The sequence below is a fragment of the Streptomyces achromogenes genome (genome assembly GCF_030816715.1).
Classification (GTDB): domain Bacteria; phylum Actinomycetota; class Actinomycetes; order Streptomycetales; family Streptomycetaceae; genus Streptomyces; species Streptomyces achromogenes_A.
In genome coordinates this window covers 2479634-2500489 of the sequence record NZ_JAUSYH010000001.1, presented here as the reverse complement: position 1 = coordinate 2500489, position 20856 = coordinate 2479634, and the positions used below count along the sequence as shown (strand labels likewise).

Genomic DNA, 20856 nt, shown 5'->3' with positions numbered 1-20856 from the left:
CCGCCCGGACGACGGATCCTCACAGGGTCAGCTCCGGGTGCAGCCTGTCCAGGGTCCACACCTGGCGGCGGCGCGCCGACAGGGCGGTCAGCGCGAGAGCTCCCGCGGTGAAGGCGACGAGCACCACGCACGCGTGCCACACCGGTTCCAGTCCGCCGCCCGTGATGAGCCGGCGCAGCGCGTCGACCACGTGACTCATCGGCAGGTAGGGATGGACCGCGTTGAAGAAGCCGGGGCTGGTCTGCACGGGATAGGTGCCGCCCGCGGACGTCAGCTGCAGCATCAGCAGGGCGAGGACGAGGATCCGGCCCGCCGCTCCGAAGCGCGCGTTGAGCCACTGCACGAGCGCCGCGAAGCACGCCGACACCAGGAACAGGAAGCCCACCGTGCCCGCCGCCCGCACCATCTCGAGACCGACCCACCAGTGCAGCACGGCCATCAGCGCCGTGGTCTGCAGCACCCCGATCGCCACCACCGGGAGCCAGCCCGCCAGGGCGATCCGCCACGCCGGGGCGCCGGCGGCGAGCGCGCGCCGGTTCATCGGGGCGATCAGCATGTAGGCGACCATCGCGCCCACCCACAGCGACAGCGGGATGAAGTACGGGGCGAATCCGGTGCCGTAGTTGGGCGCCTTGTGCAGGTCCTGGGAGACGAGCCGCACGGGGTCGGCCATGACGGCGGTGCGCGCGTCGCGCTGCCGCTCGTCGTAGTCGGGGATCCGCCGGACGCCGTCGTGCAGGCCGTCGGCGAGCTTGCCGGAGCCGTCGGAGAGCTTGAACATGCCGCCGTCGAGGTTCTCGGCGCCCGTCTCCAGCTTGCCGACGCCCGTGTCCAGGTCGACGGAGCCCGTCTTCGCGGTGCCGAGCCCGCCGTTCAGCTTCTTGACGCCCTTGGCCACCTTCGAGGCCCCCGTGTTCAGCGCGTTGACCTTGGTCACGGCGTCGGAGAGGTCCTCGGAGAGATGCGGGGCGTCGTCGGCGAGCGACTGCGCCTGCTTCCGCAGGGCGCCCAGGTTCGTGCGGAGCGTCTTCAGGTCGCCGTCCTGGTCCGCGATCAGCGTGTTGACGTCGTCGGCGACCGTCGCCACGTCGGCGGCCGAGTCCTTGGCCTTCGCCAGGTCGGCGCAGGCGGGGTCGGGCAGCACGGGCGTCTCGCAGCGCGCCCTGTGGAGGGTGGCGAGGGTGTCGGAGGCCGTGTGGGCGGCCTTGGCGGCGGGCGGCGCCGCCTTCACCAGGGCCGCCAGATCGCCGTCGATCAGCTCGGCGGAGTCGGCGACCAGTTGGGCGGTGTCGCCGATGGCCTTCTCGTTGTCCTGGAGGAAGGGCCCCACCGCGCCGGAGAAGCCGTTGACCCTGTCGGCGAGCGCCTGGGTGCCGTCGGCGACCTTCTGCGAGCCGTCCTCGAGGGCGTCGGCGCGCTCGTCGAGCCTGGTCAGCCCCTTGGCCAGCTTGCCGCTGCCGTCCTTGGCGTCGCCCAGCCCGTCGGCGAGGGCCTTGGAGCCCTTCTTGGCCTTCCCGATGCCGCCGGTCAGGTCGTCGGCCCCGTCGGCGGCCTGCTGGGTCTTGCCGTGGATGTCGGAGAAGGACACGAAGATCTTGTCGAGGAAGGAGCGGGAGGTCTTCGTGGACGCGGCCGTGCGCACCTCGCTGAAGACGGTCCGGGAGATCTGCCCGACGATGTAGTTGTTCGCGTCGTTCGTGTGTACCTGGAGGGCGCCGGTCGCGGGGGAGTCGCCGGAACTGGAGGCGATCCGCCGGCTGAGGTCGGCGGGCATGGTCAGCGACAGGTAGTACCTGCCGTCCTCCACGCCCGCGCGTGCCTCCTGGGCGCTCACCTCGTGCCAGTCGAAGACCGCGCTGTCGCGCAGCTTCGCGGTGATGTCGTCCCCGGCGGTGATCCGCTTCCCGTCGGCCCTCGCGCCCCGGTCGTCGTTCACCAGCGCCACGGGGATGCGGTCGAGCCTGCCGTACGGGTCCCAGAAGGAGTACAGGTACAGCGCCCCGTACAGCAGCGGCAGCAGCAGAAGCGCGACCAGGGCCGCCCGTGGGAGCCGGCCCCGGCCGAACCGCCGTAGCTCAAGCGCGGCCAGTCTCGGCGTGCGCATGCGCCCTCTCCTCATCGTCGTCGGTCCTGGCGTCGGTGCCGCCCTGTCCGGACTCCGGGACGTGCCCGTCGTCCTTGCCCGACCCGGTGGGCACGGTTTCCTCCTTGCTTCGCGCGCGGACGCCGTCCTGCGCGGCCGGCGACCCGGCGTCCGGGTCCGAGTCCGGGTCCGAGTTTGGGTCCGGGTCCGAGTCCGGGGCCGTGTCCGTGCGGACCCGGACGGCGTCCTCGGGAGCCTCCCCGCCGCACACGGCGAGGACCGTCGTCCCCGCCTCGGTGAGCGACCTGAGCAGCGTCCAGACCTCGGTCCGCTCGGCGTCCGTCAGCTTCAGGTCGATGTCGTCGACGCCGAGCAGTCGGGGGCGCCCGATGAGCGCCAGGGCCACGGAGAGCCGGAGGGCCTCGATGCGCTCCAGGTCGCGGACGGCGGTACGCGTGCCCTTGGGCAGGGCCTCGCGGTCGAGCCCGGCGGCGGCGAGCGCGGCGTCGATCTGCGACGTCGTCCGCGCCTCCCGCTGCGCGCGCGGCCGCAGCAGATCCTGTACGGAGCCGTCGAACCGCCTTTGCAGCAGCGCCCGTTCGCGCAGGTGCTCGCCGACCGTCAGGGCCGGCTCGAGGTCCGTCACACCGGCGACGTGCGCGAGCGCGCTGGCGCGGCGTACGGCGGCCATCTGCCGGGGCAGGCGGGCCGTCCCGACGGCCGCCGTCCCCTCGGTGGTCCTCATCCGCCCGGTGAGGGCGAGCAGCAGGCTCGTCCGGCCGGAGCCGGAGGGCCCCTCGATCGCGATCAGCGATGCCGGCTCCGCGTCGACGTCCACGCCCCGGAACGCCCATCCGCGGGGGCCTCGCAGCCCCAGGCCGTCGGCGGTGACACCGACTCCGTCCACTGGTTCTCCCGGTGGTTTTTTGAACTGACTGGTCAGTGCAAAAACTAGCCCGAACTTTCGATCGAAGCAAAGCCCCAGGTCAGAACGGATTGTCAGTGGCATACCGCACGATGGGCACATACGGCAGCCCGTATCGGACGCGCCGTCACACTGACGACAGGAGGTTCGTCATGGCCAACTACCACGCAGCCGCCGCACACCGGCGCCGCGCCACCGGCCCTGCCCCCTCACTGACCGGCCCGGCGAGCGATGTGCACCCCGTGCTCCGCCGCACCACAGCCCCGCCCGCCGCCCTCGACCTGCTCGCCCAGGCCCGCGCGGGCCTGGAGGAGGCGGCCGCCCTCGAAACCCCCAACGACCGCTATGCCACGGCCCATCTCGCGGCCCTGCGCACCGCGGCGGCCGTGCTCGCCGCCCGAGGCCGCCCCGAACCCTCCTCCCGCCGCCGCGCCCGCATCCGCAGCGCCTGGGAGGTGCTTCCCGAGATAGCACCCGAACTCGCCGAGTGGAGCGCGCTGTTCGCCTCCGGAGCCCGGCGGCGGGCCCGGGCCGAGGCGGGCATCCAGGGCGCGGCCGGCCGGCGGGACGCCGACGACCTGATCCGTGACGTGGCGATGTTCCTCCGTCTCGTCGAGCGCATGCTGGTGCTCCAGCCGGTCCTGCCCCAACCACGCCACGAGGAGGACGGCCCCGACGGCCCCGACGCACACCGGCGCGACCTGCCGGACGCCGGCTGACATGCCCGCCCTCCACCGGGCGCCGCCGCCGGGTACGGCCTACCCATGACCGCGTACCGCCCCGGAAGCGGCCCCGGGCCGGCCGGTGAGGTCGCGGTCGGCGTCACCGCCCCGGCCGGCCGGGCCGTGGACCGACGGCACCGGTCGGGGCGGCGGAGGCAATAGGGTGGAAGGCGCCTGAAGCCTTCCCGCCACCCGCCCGCACCCCGGCGCGGGCCGGGCCCGGGGAGGCAGCCCGTTCGCTCCGCCGCGCAAGAGGGCGGTGCCGCGCCGAGGAGTCAACTGCCGTGTCGGATCCGATGCGCCCGCCCGCCTCCCACCCCCGCTCCCGCGCCTCTCTGCGTACCGCAGTGGTATGGGAGGTCCTCCAGGACGCCCTCGAGCGCCGGGTCAAGGCGACCGGTCGTGAGTCGCTGGACGTTCTCGACACCGGGGGCGGCAGCGGCAACTTCGCGGTGCCCGTCGCCCTCCTCGGGCACCGGGTCACGGTCGTCGACCCCAGCCCCAACGCGCTGTTCGCCCTCGAGCGCCGCACCGCCGAGGCAGGCGTCGCCGACCGCGTGAAGGGCGTCCAGGGCGACGCCCACGGGCTGTTCGACGTGGTCGAGCGCGGCGGTTACGACGCCGTCCTGTGCCACGGCGTCCTGGAGTACCTCGACGACCCGGCCGAGGGAGTCCGCAACGCGGTGGCCGCGCTGCGCCCCGACGGCCTCGTCAGCCTCCTCGCCGCAGGCCTCGGCGGAGCCGTGCTCGCGCGCGCCCTCGCCGGCCACTTCACGGAGGCCCACCGGGCGCTCACCGGCGCGGACGGCCGCTGGGGCGAGGGCGACCCCGTGCCGCGCCGCTTCACCGCCGAGCAGCTCACCGCGCTGGTCGAGGGCGCGGGCCTCCAGGTCGGCGCGGTGCACGGCGTCCGGGTCTTCGCCGACCTCGTGCCCGGGGTCCTCGTGGACACCGAGCCCGGCGCCCTCGAGGCGCTGCTCAAGCTCGAGGAGGCCGCCGCCGAACTCCCCGCGTTCCACTCCGTGGCCACCCAGCTCCATGTGCTCGGTGAGACGCGGGGGACCGACGGGAGCTGAGCGCCTCCCGGGCCGTACCGCTGATCAGGCGCTTGACTGTGCATGGAGTACGCCACAGGCCCCCCGTTCGGGCCCGGTGCGCCGTATGATCGAGGGAGACCGCCCGGCATGACGGGTCGGCTGCCGGGGAATGGACACCTCAGCGAGCCGGGACGCCCATGGCGGGCTCCGGTTGGCCAATTGGCGTAGAGGGGCGGGTTTCACGGGGGCGATTCCCTGCCTATCCTGAAGGGACCCCCAGGGTCGCCCCGGCGACTGCACGATGAGGAGGACTCCGTGCCGCTCTCGGAGCACGAGCAGCGCATGCTCGAGCAGATGGAGCGAGCGCTGTACGCCGAAGATCCCAAGTTCGCGTCGGCGCTCGAGGGAAGCGGGCTGCGTACGTACACCCGGCGGCGGGTCTACCAGGCGGTCGCTGGCTTCCTCGTGGGTATCGCGCTCCTCATGGCCGGAATGGTCGCCAAGCAGGTCTGGCTGAGCGTGATGGGCTTCCTCGTCATGCTGGGATGCGCGGTGCTCGCCGTGACCGGCTGGCGCAAGGCACCCAAGCCGGGCGAGCAGGCCGCCGCAGGAGCTCCGGGCGCCCCGCGCACCCGCGGTCAGGGTCGGCAGAAGCGCTCCATGATGGACCGTATCGAGCAGCGCTGGCAGCGCCGGCGTGACGAGCAGGGCGGTCACTGACACCGCCCACCGACGAGCAACGACGAGGGGGCGACCACCCGGCCGGGTGGTCGCCCCCTCGCAATGTCTCCCGCTCGCCCTTCCTCAGCCGCTCTGCTGGCGGGACGGCCGGCGGACCAGCGCCGCCAGACGGGCCGCCCAGGACGCCTTGAGGGCCGTCCAGCGGTCGGCGAGGTCCCACACCGCGCGGACGGCCGAACGCGGCGCCACCACGGCACGCAACCGCGTACGGCGGCTCGCGTTCTCCCGCAGGGCCGCCCGCACCCTGCGGACCTCGTCCGCCAGGCCGGCCTCGGCCCTCGGCTCCGGGGCGTACAGCACCCGCTCCACGGCGTCGGCGACCCGGTGCACCGATCGGCCCGCCGTCTCGTCCAGCTCCCCGATCCGCACGATCCGCGCCGCGGCCCGCCGCGGCGTGAGCGCCTCGTCCGGCTCGATGCCGTAGTCCCAGGCCGTGTCGGTGAGCTCCCGCCACACCGCCAGGACATGCCCGGCGGCCGCCTCGGCCGCCTCCTGCGGCGGCATGTCCAGCAGCACCGCGGGCTCGCCGCCGTCGGCGCGTCGGCCGTCGGCGTCGTCCTTGCGGCGGCCGGGCGGCGCGCCGGCGGCCGTGGCAGCGGCATGCTGGGCGGATGCCAGCCGCACCGAGCGCCGTCTCAGCCGCCACAGCATCGGCAGTAGCGGCAGGGCGAGCCCCGCCAGTCCCACCAGGGCCCAGCCGGCGATCCGGTACCACGGGGTGCCGCCCGCGCCCTGGTCCGTCTGGTCCAGCGGCAGCGGGTCGGCGCAGTTGCCGAGCTTCTTGTCCGTGGCGGAGCAGCTGGCGCTGGCCGACGGAGCGGCCGACGGAGCGGCGTCCGCCGAGCGGGAGGCCTGCGGCAGAGGGGGCACCGCCTGGCCCGGGGCCTCCGGCAGTGTGTACGTCGGCGTCGAGCCACGCGTGGGCGTCGGCTCGAAGCGCGTCCAGCCGATGCCCTCGAAGTACAGCTCCGGCCAGGCGTGGGCGTCCTTCAGGCTCACCGTCACCGTGCCGTCCGCCTGGGGGGAGCCCGGGGCGAAGCCCACCGCGACCCGTGCCGGTATGCCCAGCGTGCGGGCCATCGCCGCCATCGCGAACGAGAAGTGGACGCAGAAGCCCTGCTTGTCCCGCAGGAAGCGGGCGATCGCACCCCGGCCGCTGCCGACCTCCACCTGGGTGTCGTACTCGAAGCCGCCGGTCACCGCGAAGTAGTCCTGGAGCGCGACCGCCTTCTCGTAACCGCTCGTGGCGTTCTTGGTGATCTCCCGGGCCTGCTGCGCCACCACCGTCGGCAGGGAGTCCGGGACCTTGGTGTAGTCCCGCCGGATCGAGTCGGGCGCCTTGGGGGCGGAGGCCAGCTGCTGCGCCGTCGGCTGCACGTCCAGGCTCGTCACCAGGTAGGTCTTGCCGCTGGTGTTCTGGCCGTGATCGCCGACCAGCGTCATGCCGACCGGCTCATAACGCCAGTTGCCCTTGATCTGCACGCCGCTCGGGGGATAGGGCATCGGCAGCCAGTCCTGCGCGTAGCTGCCGGCCGCCGCGACGCGGGTCGTGACCTCCGCCCGTTTCACGTCGGGCCCCAGACCGGTGGGCGCCGGGAAGTCGTCCGGCACGGCCGTGATGTGCCGCTTGGCCGGTTTCCACGTGGTGCCGTCGAAGTCGTCCAGGGACACGATCCGCAGGTACAGGTCCGAGAGGTTGCCGCTGTTGGTGCGCAGGGTCAGGACCGTGCGGTCCTCGTCCACGTTCAGGCTGTCGCGCAGTGACACCAGCGGGTTCACCGCGGAGATCGTGCCCCCGCTGCCGTTGCCGGCGCCCACGCCGGCCCTCGTCCCGCCCAGCAGGCCGTCCTGGACGGCGGGCAGCGGCAGCAGCGGCACCACGAGGGCGACGCCCAGCGCCGCCATGCCGATGCGCCGGCCGGTGCGCACCGGGGCCACCGGTCCGGATTGCTCGCCCGGGGCGTGCGAGGCTCCGCCGAAGACCCTGCCCCACTGCGAGAGCCGCTCCCGGCCCTCGGCGAGCAGCAGCATCAGATAGCCGGCGGCGGCCACCAGGAACCACAGCCAGTCGGCGGATCCGTCGAACAGCCCGGCGGCGACCGAGTACAGCGCCAGCAGCGGCAGACCCGCCGGGGCCGCGTTGCGGAACGTCACCGCGAGGGTGTCCACCGCCAGGCCGATGACCAGGACCCCGCCGATCACCATGAGCCGGATGCCGTCGGACAGCGGGGCCGGTATCGCGTACCGCCCGATGTCGTCGGAGCCCGCCTGGAGCAGGTCGCCGAAGTGCCGGAAGGCGTCCGGGCCGGGGACCAGCCCGAGCACCGCGTGCCCCCGGGCGAAGACCAGTGTCAGAGCCATCAGCGTGACCAGGGCCTGGACGGCCACGGTCAGCGGCCGGGCCAGCGGCACACGCCGGGCCGCCGCGCCCGCCCCGGACTGGACCGCCAGCAGGAACGCCGCCTGCAGCAGCCATGTCGCCGGCTCCACCAGGGGCAGCAGGGCGCACGAGGCCAGCAGCGTCGCCGCCGCGGAGCACAGTGTCAGTCGAGCCCGTCCGCTCATGCCCTCCCCTCCCCGCCGCCCGACGCCGTCACGCCCGCCCGGTCGCGCTCCGCCAGCCGCCACAGCTCCTTCAGCGATGCGCCCCGCGGCACGCTCAGGGCCGTCCAGCCCGCCTCGCGCAGCATCCGCAGCCGCTCCTCCTGCCTGTTCATCGGATCGGGTGCGCCGTTCGGTTCACGCATCCAGCTGTCGCCGTCCAGGAGGAAGGCGACAGCGCCCGCGCTGCGCTGGCGCATCTTCGCCGCGATCGCCGCCTGCTCCTCGTCGAGATCACCGAGGAAGGCCACCAGCAGCCCCTCGTGGCCGCCGCGCAGCACGTCGTACGACCGGGACAGGCCCGCGCCGTCGGAGTGGTCGACGATCGCGAGGGTGTCCATCATCAGCCCGGCCGCGTCGGTCGACTCCTGGCCGCCCCCGGCGTAGCCGTCGGCGCCCTCCCCGGGCACCGAGGTGCCGGTGTCCGTGAGCAGCCGCACGGAGAAGCCCCGCTCCAGCATGTGCACCAGCACCGACGCGGCGCCGGAGACCGCCCACTCGAAGGCGGAGTCCGGGCCCGCGCCCCGGTAGGCCAGGCCCCGGGTGTCCAGCAGCACCGTGCAGCGGGAGCGCCGCGGCTGCTCCTCGCGCCGCACCATCAGCTCGCCGTAGCGGGCGGTGGAGCGCCAGTGCACCCGGCGCAGGTCGTCGCCGTAGCGGTAGCCGCGAGGGATGACGTCGTCCTCGCCGGCCAGGGCCAGCGAGCGCTGCCGCCCGTCGCCGTACCCCTTGGCCTCGCCGCTCAGCCGCACCGGGGGGAGCGGTTCCACGCGCGGTATCACCGTCAGGGTGTCGTGCGTGGAGAACGACCGGGTGAGCTCGCACATGCCGAAGGGGTCGCTCAGGCGCAGCTGGAGCGGGCCCAGCGGGTAGCGGCCGCGCAGGTCGGAGCGGACCCGGTAGGACACCTCGCGGCGGCCGCCCGCCTCCACCCGGTCCAGGACGAAGCGGGGGCGCGGGCCGAGCACGTACGGCACCCGGTCCTGGAGCATCAGCAGGCCGGTGGGCAGCCGCGAGACGTTGTCCATCCGCAGGTGGACGCGGGCCTCGCTGCCCGCCGGCACCCGCGCGGGGGCGAGCCGGCGGCTGCCGGCGACCCGGTAGCGGGTGCGGTAGACGACGGCCGCGCAGATCAGCGGCAGGGCGGCCAGCAGCAGCCCGACCCGCAGCAGGTCGGGCTGTCCGAGCACATAGGCGCAGACGGCGGCCGCGATGCCGGCCGCCAGGAAGGATCGGCCCCGGGTGGTCAGGCCGCCCAGAGCCGTGCGCACGCCGCCCCGGTCCGCCCTCCCCGACTGGCCGGCGGACGGCTGCCCGGTCCCGCCGGCGGTCATCACAGCCTCCGCGGCTGCTGCCGGCCGTACGCCTGGGTGCCGTTGCCCAGCCCGTACCCGTGGTGCTGCTGGGGCGTCGCGGGCACCGAGGTGCGCTGGATGATGTCCTCGACGACCTGCTCCGCGGTGCGGCGGTTGAGCTGGGCCTGCGCGGTGGGCAGCAGCCGGTGGGCGAGCACGGCCACGGCGAGGTTCTGGACGTCGTCCGGCAGTGCGTAGTCCCGGCCGTGGAGCGCGGCGGTCGCCCTCGCGGCACGCACCAGATGCAGCGTCGCGCGCGGCGAGGCACCGAGTCTGAGGTCGGGGTGGGTGCGGGTGGCGGCGACCAGGTCGACCGCGTAGCGCCGCACCGAGTCGGCCACGTGGACGCTCCGGACCGCGTCGATCAACTTGACGATCTCGTGCGCGTGGGCGACCGGCTGAAGGTCGTCCAGCGGGCTGACCCCGCCGTGCACGTCGAGCATCTGCAGCTCGGCCTCGGCGCTCGGGTAACCGATGGAGACCCGGGCCATGAACCGGTCGCGCTGCGCCTCGGGCAGCGGATAGGTGCCCTCCATCTCGACCGGGTTCTGCGTGGCCACCACCATGAACGGGCTGGGCAGCTCGTAGGTCTGCCCGTCGATGGTGACCTGGCGTTCCTCCAGGGACTCCAGCAGCGCCGACTGCGTCTTGGGGGAGGCCCGGTTGATCTCGTCGCCGATCACGATCTGCGAGAAGATCGCGCCGGGCTTGAACTCGAAGTCCCGGCGCTGCTGGTCCCAGATGGACACACCGGTGATGTCCGAGGGCAGCAGGTCGGGCGTGAACTGGATACGGCGCACCGAGCAGTCGATGGACTTCGCCAGCGCCTTGGCCAGCATCGTCTTCCCGACGCCCGGCACATCCTCGATCAGCAGGTGCCCCTCGGCGAGCAGCACGGTCAGCGAAAGCTGTACGACCTCGGGCTTGCCCTCGATCACTCCCTCCACCGAACTGCGGACACGCTCCACAGTGGCGGTCAGATCTGTGAGGCTCGCTCGATCGTCATAGGTCGTCACCCGGCCCTCCTCGGCCCGTACTTTCCACGGGCCGACGCTCTGTCGCGCAAACCGGCCCACCCCGAATCACGGACACCACCCGCGAACTGCTCAGCGCGGCGTCACATCCGCATTCTTGCTGCCGTTACCGATTCGTGTCACTCGCGTGTGGACAACTGTCCGTGATATGTCGGGGTTATGGCTGTCTGGGCGTCCGAGAGGTGCACATCAACAGCGAAACGACAGGAAAGAACGACGTCGGCGCGGTGCGGTCACGCAGGGTCGATCTCGCGGAGCAGCCCGGTCCGCACGTCGAACACGAAGCCGCGCACGTCGTCGGTGTGCACCAGGAACGGCGAGGTGCGCACCCGCTGCATCGACTGCCGGACGTCCTGGTCGACGTCCCGGAAGGACTCCACCGCCCACGCCGGACGCTGGCCGATCTCCATTTCCAGCTCGGTGCGGAAATCCTCGGTGATCGCCTCCAGACCGCACCCCGTGTGATGGATCAGGACGATGCTGCGGGTACCCAGTTTGCGCTGGCTGATGGTGAGCGAGCGGATGACGTCGTCGGTGACCACGCCGCCCGCGTTGCGGATCGTGTGGCAGTCGCCGAGCTCGAGGCCGAGCGCGGCGTGCAGGTCGATACGGGCGTCCATGCAGGCCACGACCGCGACGTGCAGTACGGGGCGGGCGTCCATGCCGGGGTCGGTGAAGGCGTCGGCGTACCGCTCGTTGGCCTCCACGAGGCGGTCGGTCACGGTCCCGCCGCGTATGGCGCCCGCGGTCTCACTGGGTACGGATGCGGAAGTCGTCATATCCATGACGGTACTGGTCACACGCGTCGCGGTCCTGCTGTGAGAGGGGAAAAAGAGCGTCATCACGCCCACTTTGTGAGGTAAGCCACAAGCATGCGGGTGGCCGGAACGCCCCGGGCCGCGCCGCACAGGCCGGTTGATTGACCGCGAGACCCCGTGGACTAAAGTGACGCGAAGCGGGAGGCGACGATCTCCCTGCTGGACTGAACCCGTGAGACCCCGGCCCGGCCGCCGAGATCTCCCCGCGGCGCCGGCAGGCCTTCCCTTCACGAGGGGCGGGGACCCGGCGGTGCGTCATCACCCGCCGGATCTGAGAGGCCCCCTTGAGTCACAGTCGACACGTCCCGGTGATGCTCCAGCGGTGCCTGGACCTGTTGGCCCCCGCCCTCCAGGAGCCGGGAGCGGTCGTCGTCGACTGCACGCTCGGCCTCGGCGGGCACAGCGAGGCCCTGCTGACGCGGTTTCCCGAGGCCCGGCTGATCGCCCTGGACCGCGACAAGGAGGCCCTGCGCCTGTCCGGCGAGCGCCTCGCCCCCTTCGGTGAGCGCGCCACCCTCGTGCACGCGGTCTACGACGAGCTCCCCGACGTACTGGACCGGCTCGGCGTCGCGCGCGTGCAGGGCGTCCTGTTCGACCTCGGAGTCTCCTCCATGCAGCTCGACGAGGCCGACCGCGGCTTCGCCTACGCCCAGGACGCCCCCCTCGACATGCGCATGGACCAGACGACCGGCGTCAGCGCCGCCGAGGTCCTCAACACCTACCCGCCCGGCGAACTCGTGCGGATCCTGCGGGCGTACGGCGAGGAGAAGCAGGCCAAGCGGATCGTCTCCGCGGTGGTGCGCGAGCGCGACAACGAGCCGTTCACCAACAGCGCGCGGCTCGTCGAACTGATCCGGGGCGCCCTTCCGCAGGCCGCCAAGCGCACCGGCGGCAATCCCGCCAAGCGCACCTTCCAGGCTCTGCGCATCGAGGTGAACGGCGAACTCTCCGTCCTGGAACGGGCGATCCCGGCCGCGGTGCGGGCGATCGACGTGGGCGGGCGGATCGCCGTCCTGTCGTACCACTCGCTCGAAGACCGGCTCGTCAAGCAGGTGTTCGCGGCCGGCGCCGCCAACACCGCGCCGCCCGGGCTGCCGGTCGTCCCCGAGCGCTACCAGCCGAGACTCAAGCTGCTCACCCGCGGTGCCGAACTTCCCACCGAGGAAGAGATCGCCGAGAACCGGCGCGCCGCCCCGGCGCGGCTGCGCGGGGCCGAGCGAATCAGGGAGTCCATCGAATGACGGGCGTGAGCCGAGGGTCCGCACACCGGTTCCGGGGGAGGGCGAGTGAGCAGTAAACCCGCGCTGAAGGGGAGGGCCGCCCGCCTCGCGCGGCTCTTCCCGGCCGGCCCGCGGCAGGCCGCCCGCACGCCGTTCGTCCTCCTCGTCGTCCTGCTCCTCGGCGGCGGCCTGATCGGACTGCTCGTGCTGAACTCCGCCCTCAGCGAGGGCTCGTTCAAGATGGACGACCTGCGGAAGGACACCAAGGGCCTCACCGACGAGGAGCAGGCGCTCCAGCGGGACATCGACTCCTACTCCGCCCCGGACGCCCTCCAGCGCCGCGCGCGCGAACTGGGCATGGTCCCGGGCGGGGACCCGGCCTTCCTGAACCCCGACGGCACCGTGAAGGGCGTCCCGTCCGCGGCCGCCCGGCAGTCCGTGGACCCCGTCGTACGGCCGCCGGAGACCGTCACGCTCCCGCAGGCGCCCGGACCGGCCGGCTCCGCCGCCCCCGCGCGGAGCGCGGAGCGCCCGACCGCAGCCACCCCCGAGACCCCCGGCAGGTGACGGAAGTGTCCGACAGGGAACCGCCGCGCCGGCGTGTGCCCGGCCCCGCCCGGCCCTCCCGTCCCGCGTCCGCCCAGCGGCGCCCGGGACCCGGCGCCCGCCCGGCCCGCCGCCCGACCGGGCCGCCGCCCCGCGGCGCCGCCCCGCGTGTCATCCGGCTCGGCAGCCCCCGCCCCCGGCTGCGCATGGTGGGCCTCGCGCTGGCCCTGGTGCTCATCGCCTTCGTCGTCCGCCTCCTGCAGGTGCAGGCCGTCGACGCGAGTGCCTACACCGCCAAGGCCGAGCAGAACCGGTACGTCGGCCAGGTGCTGCCCGCCGAGCGCGGCGAGATCACCGACCGCACCGGTGTGGCCTTCGCGACCAGCGAGGACGCCTACGACATCACGGCCGATCCCACCATGTTCGCCCGCGCCCAGCTGAAGATCGACGACGGTCCCGAGCGGGCGGCCGCCCTTCTCGCGCCGATCCTCGGCCGGCAGCAGTCCGTCCTGGTCAAGACGCTGCGGCCGAAGGACAAGAACCTGCGCTACGTGAAGCTCGCCGGGCGGCAGACCCCGCAGGTGTGGAAGCAGATCCGCGACTTGAGATCCGCGCTCTCCGCCAAGGCGGAGACGGACCGCTCCACGGTCAACGTCCTCGCCGGGCTGTTCTCCGTGCCCAGCAGCAAGCGCGTGTACCCCAACAAGGATCTCGCCGCCGGGATACTGGGCTGGGTCAACGCCGACGGTCAGGGCGGCGGCGGTGTCGAGCAGCAGCTGAACGCCACCCTGGCGGGCAAGGACGGCAAGATCCGCTACGCCCAGTCCGGCGGCCGTCAGGTGCCCACCGTGGGCTCCACCGAGACGCCCGCGGTGCCCGGCTCCGCCGTGGAGCTGACGATCGACCGCGACATCCAGTGGGCGGCGCAGAACGCCATCACCGAGCAGGTGCGCAAGTCCGCGGCGGACCGCGGCTACGTCATCGTGCAGGACACCCGCACCGGCGAGATCCTCGCCCTGGCCAACTCGCCCGGCTTCGACCCCAACGACCTGTCGAAGGCCGACCCCGGCGCCCTGGGCAACGCGGCCGTCCAGGACGCCTACGAGCCCGGCTCCACCGCGAAGATCATGTCCATGGCCGCCGTGCTGGAGGAGAACGCCGCCACCCCGCTGACGCACGTCACCGTGCCCAACCGGCTGCACCGCGGCGACCGGCTCTTCCAGGACGACATCGACCACCCGACCTGGTACCTCACGCTCAACGGGGTGCTCGCCAAGTCCAGCAACATCGGCACCATCCTGGCCACCGGACAGCTCGGCAAGACCCAGGCAGAGGCCAACCGGGTCCTGTACTCCTACCTGCGCAAGTTCGGCCTCGGCAGCCACACCGGGCTCGGCTTCCCGGGCGAGACGAAGGGCATCCTCGCCCCGCCCGACAAGTGGTCGACCTCGCAGCAGTACACGATCCCCTTCGGCCAGGGCATGTCCCTGAACGCGGTCCAGGCGGCCTCGGTGTACTCGACGATCGCCAACGGCGGCGTGCGCGTCGAGCCCACCCTGGTGCGCGGCACCAAGGGGCCGGACGGCCGCTTCACGCCCGCCGCGTCGCCCGCGAAGAGCCGGGTCGTCAGCCAGAAGACGGCGAAGACCCTCGCCCACATGCTGGAGTCGGTCGTGGACGACCGGGAGGGCACGGGCGCCAAGGCGCGCATCCCCGGCTACCGCGTCGCGGGCAAGACGGGCACCGCCAACCGCGTGGATCCGGCCACCGGCACCTACAAGGGCTACACCTCGTCGTTCGCCGGCTTCGCGCCCGCCGACAGCCCCCGCATCACCGTCTACTGCGCCATCCAGAACGCCACCGAGGGCAGCTACTTCGGCGGCCAGATCTGCGGCCCCGTCTTCAAACAGGTCATGGAGTTCGCCCTGAAGACCCTGCAGGTCCCACCGACCGGGGCGAAGGCCGCGAACCTCCCGGTCTCCTTCACGCCCTGACCGCCGGGCCCCGGCCCGAGCGGCGCCCCCGCCCCCTTCCGTCCCCGACCCCGAACGCCACTGTTCAGCGCCGAGCAAGCCAGGAACCAGCCCGTGACCATGATCACTCCCGACCCCGGGACTCCCGCACCGCCCACGGCAGCCCCCGCCGGGCCGCCCGCGAGTCCGCCGACGGCAGCGCCCTCGCTTCGCCCGCAGGCGGGTACGCCCGGTACGCTCACCGCCGTGCCACACGCTGATCAGTCCCAAACCACCCAGAAGGGCGCTTCCGTGACATATCCGGGACCGCCGCGACCGGCGCAGGTCTCCGCCACACCCCTCGCGGAACTCGCCGATCAGCTGGGCGCCGCACAGCCGGGCGGCACCGCCACCGAGGTCACGGGCATCACCCATGACTCGCGCGCGGTCCGCCCCGGCGACCTGTACGCCGCGCTGCCCGGCGCCCGCCTGCACGGCGCCGACTTCGTCACCCAGGCCGCGGGCCTGGGCGCGGTCGCCGTCCTGACCGACCCCGCCGGCGCCGACCGCGCCGCCGTGACCGGTCTGCCGGTCCTGGTGGTCGACGACCCGCGCGGGGCCATGGGCGAACTGGCGGCCACCATCTACGGCCGCCCCGGCCGCGGCCTGCTCCAGATCGGCATCACCGGCACCTCCGGCAAGACCACCACCGCGTACCTCGTCGAGGGCGGCCTGAAGCCGGTCAGGTCCACCGGCCTGATCGGCACCGTCGAGATGCGCATCGGCGACGAGCGCATCAAGTCCGAGCGCACCACCCCGGAAGCCACCGACCTCCAGGCCCTGTTCGCCGTCATGCGCGAGCGCGGCGTCGAGGCGGTCGCGATGGAGGTCTCCAGCCACGCCCTGGTCCTCGGCCGGGTCGACGGCTGCGTCTTCGACATCGCCGTCTTCAACAACCTCAGCCCGGAGCACATGGAGTTCCACTCGGGCATGGAGGACTACTTCCGCGCCAAGGCGCAGCTGTTCACACGGAAACGCAGCAAACTCGGCGTGGTCAACCTCGACGACGAGTACGGCCGCCGGCTGGTCCAGGAGGCGGAGGTGCCGGTCGTCACCTTCTCCGCCGAGGGCGACCCGGACGCCGACTGGCGCGCGGTGGACGTCGAGACCGGCCCGATGGACTCGACGTTCACCGTCCTGGGGCCGGACGGGGTGCGGGTCGCCGCCAGGTCGCCGCTGCCGGGCAGCTTCAACGTGGCGAACACCCTCGCCGCGATCGTCTCCCTCTCCGTCGCCGGCATCGACCCGCGGACCGCCGCCGACGGCGTCGCGGCCGTGCCGGGCGTGCCGGGCCGCCTCGAGCGGGTGGACGCCGGGCAGCCCTACCTCGCGGTCGTCGACTACGCCCACAAGACCGACGCCGTCGAGTCGGTGCTCAGGGCGCTGCGCAAGGTCACCAAGGGCCGGCTGCACGTGGTTCTCGGCTGCGGCGGCGACCGGGACCGCACCAAGCGCGCCCCGATGGGCGCAGCCGTCGCCCGGCTTGCCGACACCGCCGTACTGACCTCCGACAACCCGCGCTCCGAAGACCCGCTCGCGATCCTCGCGACGATGCTCCAGGGCGCGGCGTCGGTGCCGGCCCATGAGCGCGGCGACGTGCAGCTGTTCGAGGACCGGGCCGCCGCGATCGCCGCGGTCGTGGCCCGCGCGCACGCCGGGGACACCGTGCTGGTCGCGGGCAAGGGCCACGAGCAGGGCCAGGACATCGCCGGGGTGGTCCGTCCGTTCGACGACCGCCAGGTGCTTCGCGAAGCTATCCAGCAGACCCAGGGATGAACTTGTGATCGCCCTCTCCCTCGCCGAGATCGCAGCAGTCGTCGGCGGGCAGACGCACGACATACCGGATCCGTCCGTGGAAGTCACCGGACCGGTCGTCCGGGACTCCCGCGAGGTGGCGCCCGGCAGCCTCTTCGTCGCCTTCGTCGGCGAACGGGTGGACGGCCACGACTACGCGGCCGCGGTCGTCGAGGCGGGCGCGGCGGCCGTGCTGGCCTCCCGGCCGGTCGGCGTGCCCGCCATCGTCGTCGACGACGTCCAGACGGCGCTGGGCGCCCTCGCCCGGCACGTCGTGCACCGGCTCGGCGCCACTCTCGTCGCCCTCACCGGCTCGGCCGGCAAGACCAGCACCAAGGACCTGATCGCGCAGGTGCTCCGGCGCAAGGCGCCGACCGTGTTCACGCCCGGTTCGCTCAACAACGAGATCGGACTGCCGCTGACCGCCCTGTCGGCCACCGCGGAAACCCGTTTCCTCGTGCTGGAGATGGGGGCCCGCGGAATCGGCCACATCCGCTACCTCGCCGATCTGACGCCCCCGAAGATCGGCCTCGTCCTCAACGTCGGCACCGCCCACATCGGCGAGTTCGGCGGCCGCGAACAGATCGCACAGGCAAAGGGCGAGCTGGTCGAGTCGCTGCCCCCGGCGGCCGACGGCGGCGTCGCGATCCTCAACGCCGACGACCCGTTGGTCCGGGCCATGGCCTCCCGTACGACGGCGAAGACGGTCTTTTTCGGAGAGTCCGGCGAAGCGGACGTTCGGGCCGAGAACGTGCGACTCACGGACACCGGGCAGCCCGCCTTCCGCCTTCACACACCCTCCGGGTGCAGCGATGTGACCATGCGCCTGTACGGTGAGCATCACGTGTCGAACGCGCTCGCCGCGGCCGCCGTCGCCCATGAGCTGGGCATGTCCGCGGAAGAGATCGCCACCGCGCTCTCCGAGGCGGGCTCCCTCTCCCGCTGGCGTATGGAGGTCACCGAGCGCCCGGACGGCGTGACGATCGTCAACGACGCCTACAACGCGAACCCTGAGTCCATGCGAGCTGCCCTGCGTGCACTGGCAGCCATGGGCGAAGCCTCACGGGCGAAGGGGGGCCGGACCTGGGCGGTGCTCGGCAAGATGGCCGAGCTCGGGGACGAGGCGCTCGCCGAGCACGACGCGGTCGGACGGCTCGCCGTCCGGCTCAATGTCGGCAAGCTCGTCGCGGTCGGGGGCAGGGAAGCCGCCTGGCTGCAACTGGGCGCATACAACGAGGGTTCGTGGGGTGAGGAGTCGGTGCACGTGTCCGACGCACAGGCGGCTGTCGACCTGTTGCGCAGCGAGTTGCGCCCGGGGGACGTCGTACTCGTGAAGGCGTCCCGTTCGGTCGGTCTCGAGACCGTCGCGCAGGCGCTGCTCGCGACCGGCGCCGAGGGTGAGGTCGTCACCCGATGATGAATCAGATCCTCTTCGCGGGCGTCATCGGTCTCTTTCTGACGCTGATCGGCACGCCGCTGCTGATCAAACTGCTGGCGCGCAAGGGCTACGGCCAGTACATCCGCGACGACGGCCCGCGCGAGCACGCCAGCAAGCGCGGCACGCCGACCATGGGCGGCATCGCGTTCATCTTCGCGACGGTCGCCGCGTACTTCCTGTCCAAGCTGATCACGGGCAACCCGCCGAGTTACACCGGTCTGCTGGTGCTGGGCCTGATGTGCGGCATGGGCCTGGTCGGCTTCCTCGACGACTACATCAAGATCGTCAAGCGGCGTTCGCTGGGTCTGCGGGCCAAGGCGAAGATGGCCGGCCAGCTCATCGTCGGCATCGCCTTCGCGGTGCTGTCGCTGCAGTTCTCCGACGCCCGCGGCAACACCCCGGCCTCCACGAAGCTGTCCTTCATCACGGACTTCGGCTGGACGATCGGCCCCGTGCTGTTCGTCGTCTGGGCGCTGTTCATGATCCTCGCGATGTCCAACGGCGTGAACCTGACGGACGGTCTGGACGGCCTGGCCACCGGCGCCTCCGTGCTCGTCTTCGGCGCCTACACCTTCATCGGCGTCTGGCAGTTCCAGGAGTCCTGCGCCAACGGCGAGACCCTGACCAACCCCAACGCCTGCTACGAGGTGCGCGATCCGCTGGATCTCGCGGTCATCTCCGCGGCGCTGATGGGCGCCTGCCTGGGCTTCCTGTGGTGGAACACCTCGCCGGCCAAGATCTTCATGGGCGACACCGGTTCGCTGGCGCTCGGCGGCGTCCTCACGGGCCTCGCCATCTGCTCCCGCACGGAGCTGCTGGTGGCCATCATGGGTGGTCTGTTCGTCCTCATCACCATGTCGGTGGTCATCCAGGTCGGCTCGTTCAAGCTCACCGGCAAGCGCGTCTTCCGGATGGCGCCGCTGCAGCACCACTTCGAACTCAAGGGCTGGTCCGAAGTCCTCGTGGTGGTCCGTTTCTGGATCATCCAGGGCATCTGTGTGATCGTCGGACTGGGCATCTTCTACGCGGGATGGGCAGCAGAGAAGTGACCGACTGGCAGGGGAAGAACGTCACCGTCGCCGGGCTCGGCGTCTCCGGCCTCCCGGCGGCCAAGGTGCTGCACGGGCTCGGCGCGAAGGTCACCGTCGTCAACGACGGCGACGACGCACGCGCGCGTGAACAGGCCGCCGAGCTGGAGGCGCTGGGCGTCACCGTGCGCCTCGGTGACGGGGCGACCCTGCCCGAGGGCGCCGAACTCGTCGTCACCGCACCCGGCTGGAAGCCCGACAAGCCGCTGTTCACGGCGGCCCGCCGGGCCGGCGTACCGGTCTGGGGCGACGTCGAACTCGCCTGGCGGCTCAGGGGCCCGGACGCGGCGCCCTGGCTGTGCGTGACGGGCACCAACGGCAAGACGACCACCACCCGGATGCTCGCGTCCATCCTGGAGGCGGCCGGCCTGCGTACGGCGGCCGTCGGCAACATCGGTGTCTCCCTGCTGGACGCGGTCCTCGGCGACGAGCGCTACGACGTCCTCGCCGTCGAGCTGTCCAGCTACCAGCTGCACTGGGCGCCGTCCCTGCGCGCGCACTCCGCCGCCGTCCTCAACCTCGCCCCCGACCACCTCGACTGGCACGGCTCCATGGAGGCGTACGCCAGGGACAAGGGGCGCGTCTACGAGGGCAACCAGGTCGCCTGCGTCTACAACGTCGCCGACAAGGCCACCGAGGACCTGGTGCGCGAGGCCGACGTCGAGGAGGGCTGCCGGGCGATCGGCTTCACCCTCGGCGCCCCCGCCCCCTCCCAACTCGGCGTGGTGGACGGCATCCTGGTCGACCGGGCCTTCGTAGAGGACCGGCAGAAGAACGCCCAGGAGCTCGCCGAGGTCTCCGACGTCGATCCGCCGGCCCCGCACAACATCGCCAACGCCCTTGCCGCGGCGGCCCTCGCCCGGGCCTTCGGGGTGCCCCCCAAGGCCGTACGGGACGGCCTGCGGGCCTTCACGCCCGACGCCCACCGCATCGCCCACGTGGCCGACGTGGACGGCGTCGCGTACGTCGACGACTCCAAGGCGACCAACACCCACGCGGCGCAGGCCTCGTTGGCGGCCTACGAGAAGATCGTGTGGATCGCCGGCGGACTGGCCAAGGGCGCGACCTTCGACGAGCTGGTGGCCGGGTCGGCCGAGCGGCTTCGCGGCGTGGTGCTCATCGGCGCCGACCGCGCCCTGATCCGGGAAGCCCTGGCGCGACACGCCCCGGAAGTACCCGTCGTCGACCTCGGCCGGACCGACACTGGGGCGATGTCCGCAGCCGTCCAGGAGGCCCGGCGGCTCGCCGCCGGGGGCGACACGGTGCTCCTCGCCCCCGCCTGCGCCTCCATGGACATGTTCGTCAACTACAACCAGCGCGGTGACGCGTTCGCTCAGGCCGTCCGCGAACTCGGAACCTGACCCGGCCGCCTGCCGGGCGACCTTGGGAGGGACGCGTGGGACCGTCACGGCCGACGTACGGCGCAGCAGCCGAGCGCAGCG

At 72.7% G+C, this 20856-nt stretch carries 16 protein-coding genes; 10 read left to right on the top strand and 6 right to left on the bottom strand.

Annotated elements, in window-relative coordinates; translation table 11 throughout:
- Window positions 1-19: 19 nt before the first annotated feature.
- Both QF032_RS11295 and QF032_RS11290 read right to left on the bottom strand, forming a co-directional pair.
- Window positions 20-2104: a YhgE/Pip family protein gene (locus QF032_RS11295; protein ID WP_307042027.1), complete on the bottom strand. Its 2085-nt coding sequence runs from the start codon at window positions 2102-2104 to the stop codon at window positions 20-22.
- Window positions 2076-2990 carry an ATP-binding cassette domain-containing protein gene (locus QF032_RS11290; RefSeq protein WP_307055927.1) on the bottom strand — a complete coding sequence of 305 codons (915 nt, stop codon included), beginning with the start codon at window positions 2988-2990 and terminating at the stop codon, window positions 2076-2078. The genes QF032_RS11295 and QF032_RS11290 overlap by 29 nt, the downstream gene beginning before the upstream one ends.
- A gap of 170 nt (window positions 2991-3160) precedes the next feature.
- Between QF032_RS11290 and QF032_RS11285 the strand changes: the two genes are divergently transcribed.
- The 3 genes from QF032_RS11285 to QF032_RS11275 all read left to right on the top strand — a co-directional run bounded on the left by QF032_RS11285 (window position 3161) and on the right by QF032_RS11275 (window position 5487).
- The gene (locus tag QF032_RS11285; protein ID WP_306953101.1) at window positions 3161-3727 is read left to right on the top strand and encodes an SAV_6107 family HEPN domain-containing protein; all 567 of its coding nucleotides are present in this window, start codon (window positions 3161-3163) and stop codon (window positions 3725-3727) included.
- Window positions 3728-4014: 287 nt separating this feature from the next.
- Complete coding sequence (locus QF032_RS11280; protein WP_307042023.1) at window positions 4015-4806, top strand: methyltransferase; 792 nt, start codon at window positions 4015-4017, stop codon at window positions 4804-4806.
- A gap of 276 nt (window positions 4807-5082) precedes the next feature.
- A complete protein-coding gene (locus QF032_RS11275) occupies window positions 5083-5487 on the top strand; it encodes a DUF3040 domain-containing protein (RefSeq protein ID WP_306953104.1) in 405 nt (134 codons plus the stop codon).
- A gap of 84 nt (window positions 5488-5571) precedes the next feature.
- Here QF032_RS11275 and QF032_RS11270 read toward each other — a convergent pair whose 3' ends face one another.
- The 4 genes from QF032_RS11270 to QF032_RS11255 form a co-directional block, all read right to left on the bottom strand.
- The gene (locus tag QF032_RS11270; RefSeq protein WP_307055926.1) at window positions 5572-8073 is read right to left on the bottom strand and encodes a transglutaminase TgpA family protein; all 2502 of its coding nucleotides are present in this window, start codon (window positions 8071-8073) and stop codon (window positions 5572-5574) included.
- On the bottom strand, window positions 8070-9443 hold the full coding sequence (locus QF032_RS11265; protein WP_307042020.1) for a DUF58 domain-containing protein: 1374 nt from the start codon (window positions 9441-9443) through the stop codon (window positions 8070-8072). The genes QF032_RS11270 and QF032_RS11265 overlap by 4 nt, the downstream gene beginning before the upstream one ends.
- Window positions 9443-10480 (bottom strand): AAA family ATPase, encoded by a 1038-nt coding sequence (locus QF032_RS11260; RefSeq protein WP_306953108.1) that lies wholly within the window; start codon window positions 10478-10480, stop codon window positions 9443-9445. Before QF032_RS11260 ends, QF032_RS11265 begins: the two co-directional genes overlap by 1 nt.
- 251 nt (window positions 10481-10731) lie before the next feature.
- Window positions 10732-11340, bottom strand: a complete 609-nt coding sequence (locus tag QF032_RS11255; protein WP_373430320.1) for a beta-class carbonic anhydrase — start codon at window positions 11338-11340, stop codon at window positions 10732-10734.
- A gap of 260 nt (window positions 11341-11600) precedes the next feature.
- On the opposite strand from QF032_RS11255, the gene rsmH reads away from it, so the two are divergent.
- The 7 genes from rsmH to murD all read left to right on the top strand — a co-directional run bounded on the left by rsmH (window position 11601) and on the right by murD (window position 20775).
- Complete coding sequence (gene rsmH / locus QF032_RS11250; protein ID WP_306953109.1) at window positions 11601-12557, top strand: 16S rRNA (cytosine(1402)-N(4))-methyltransferase RsmH; 957 nt, start codon at window positions 11601-11603, stop codon at window positions 12555-12557.
- Between the two features lie 45 nt (window positions 12558-12602).
- Window positions 12603-13103: a septum formation initiator family protein gene (locus QF032_RS11245; RefSeq protein ID WP_307055925.1), complete on the top strand. Its 501-nt coding sequence runs from the start codon at window positions 12603-12605 to the stop codon at window positions 13101-13103.
- A 5-nt stretch (window positions 13104-13108) separates the two neighbouring features.
- The gene (locus tag QF032_RS11240) at window positions 13109-15076 is read left to right on the top strand and encodes a peptidoglycan D,D-transpeptidase FtsI family protein (RefSeq protein WP_307042016.1); all 1968 of its coding nucleotides are present in this window, start codon (window positions 13109-13111) and stop codon (window positions 15074-15076) included.
- Window positions 15077-15169: 93 nt separating this feature from the next.
- On the top strand, window positions 15170-16870 hold the full coding sequence (locus QF032_RS11235; protein WP_373430319.1) for a UDP-N-acetylmuramoyl-L-alanyl-D-glutamate--2,6-diaminopimelate ligase: 1701 nt from the start codon (window positions 15170-15172) through the stop codon (window positions 16868-16870).
- A gap of 4 nt (window positions 16871-16874) precedes the next feature.
- Window positions 16875-18305: a UDP-N-acetylmuramoyl-tripeptide--D-alanyl-D-alanine ligase gene (locus QF032_RS11230; protein ID WP_306953113.1), complete on the top strand. Its 1431-nt coding sequence runs from the start codon at window positions 16875-16877 to the stop codon at window positions 18303-18305.
- Window positions 18302-19375, top strand: a complete 1074-nt coding sequence (gene mraY, locus QF032_RS11225) for a phospho-N-acetylmuramoyl-pentapeptide-transferase (RefSeq protein WP_306953115.1) — start codon at window positions 18302-18304, stop codon at window positions 19373-19375. The genes QF032_RS11230 and mraY overlap by 4 nt, the downstream gene beginning before the upstream one ends.
- A complete protein-coding gene (murD, locus tag QF032_RS11220) occupies window positions 19357-20775 on the top strand; it encodes a UDP-N-acetylmuramoyl-L-alanine--D-glutamate ligase (protein ID WP_307042012.1) in 1419 nt (472 codons plus the stop codon). Before mraY ends, murD begins: the two co-directional genes overlap by 19 nt.
- The last annotated feature ends 81 nt before the right edge of the window (window positions 20776-20856 follow it).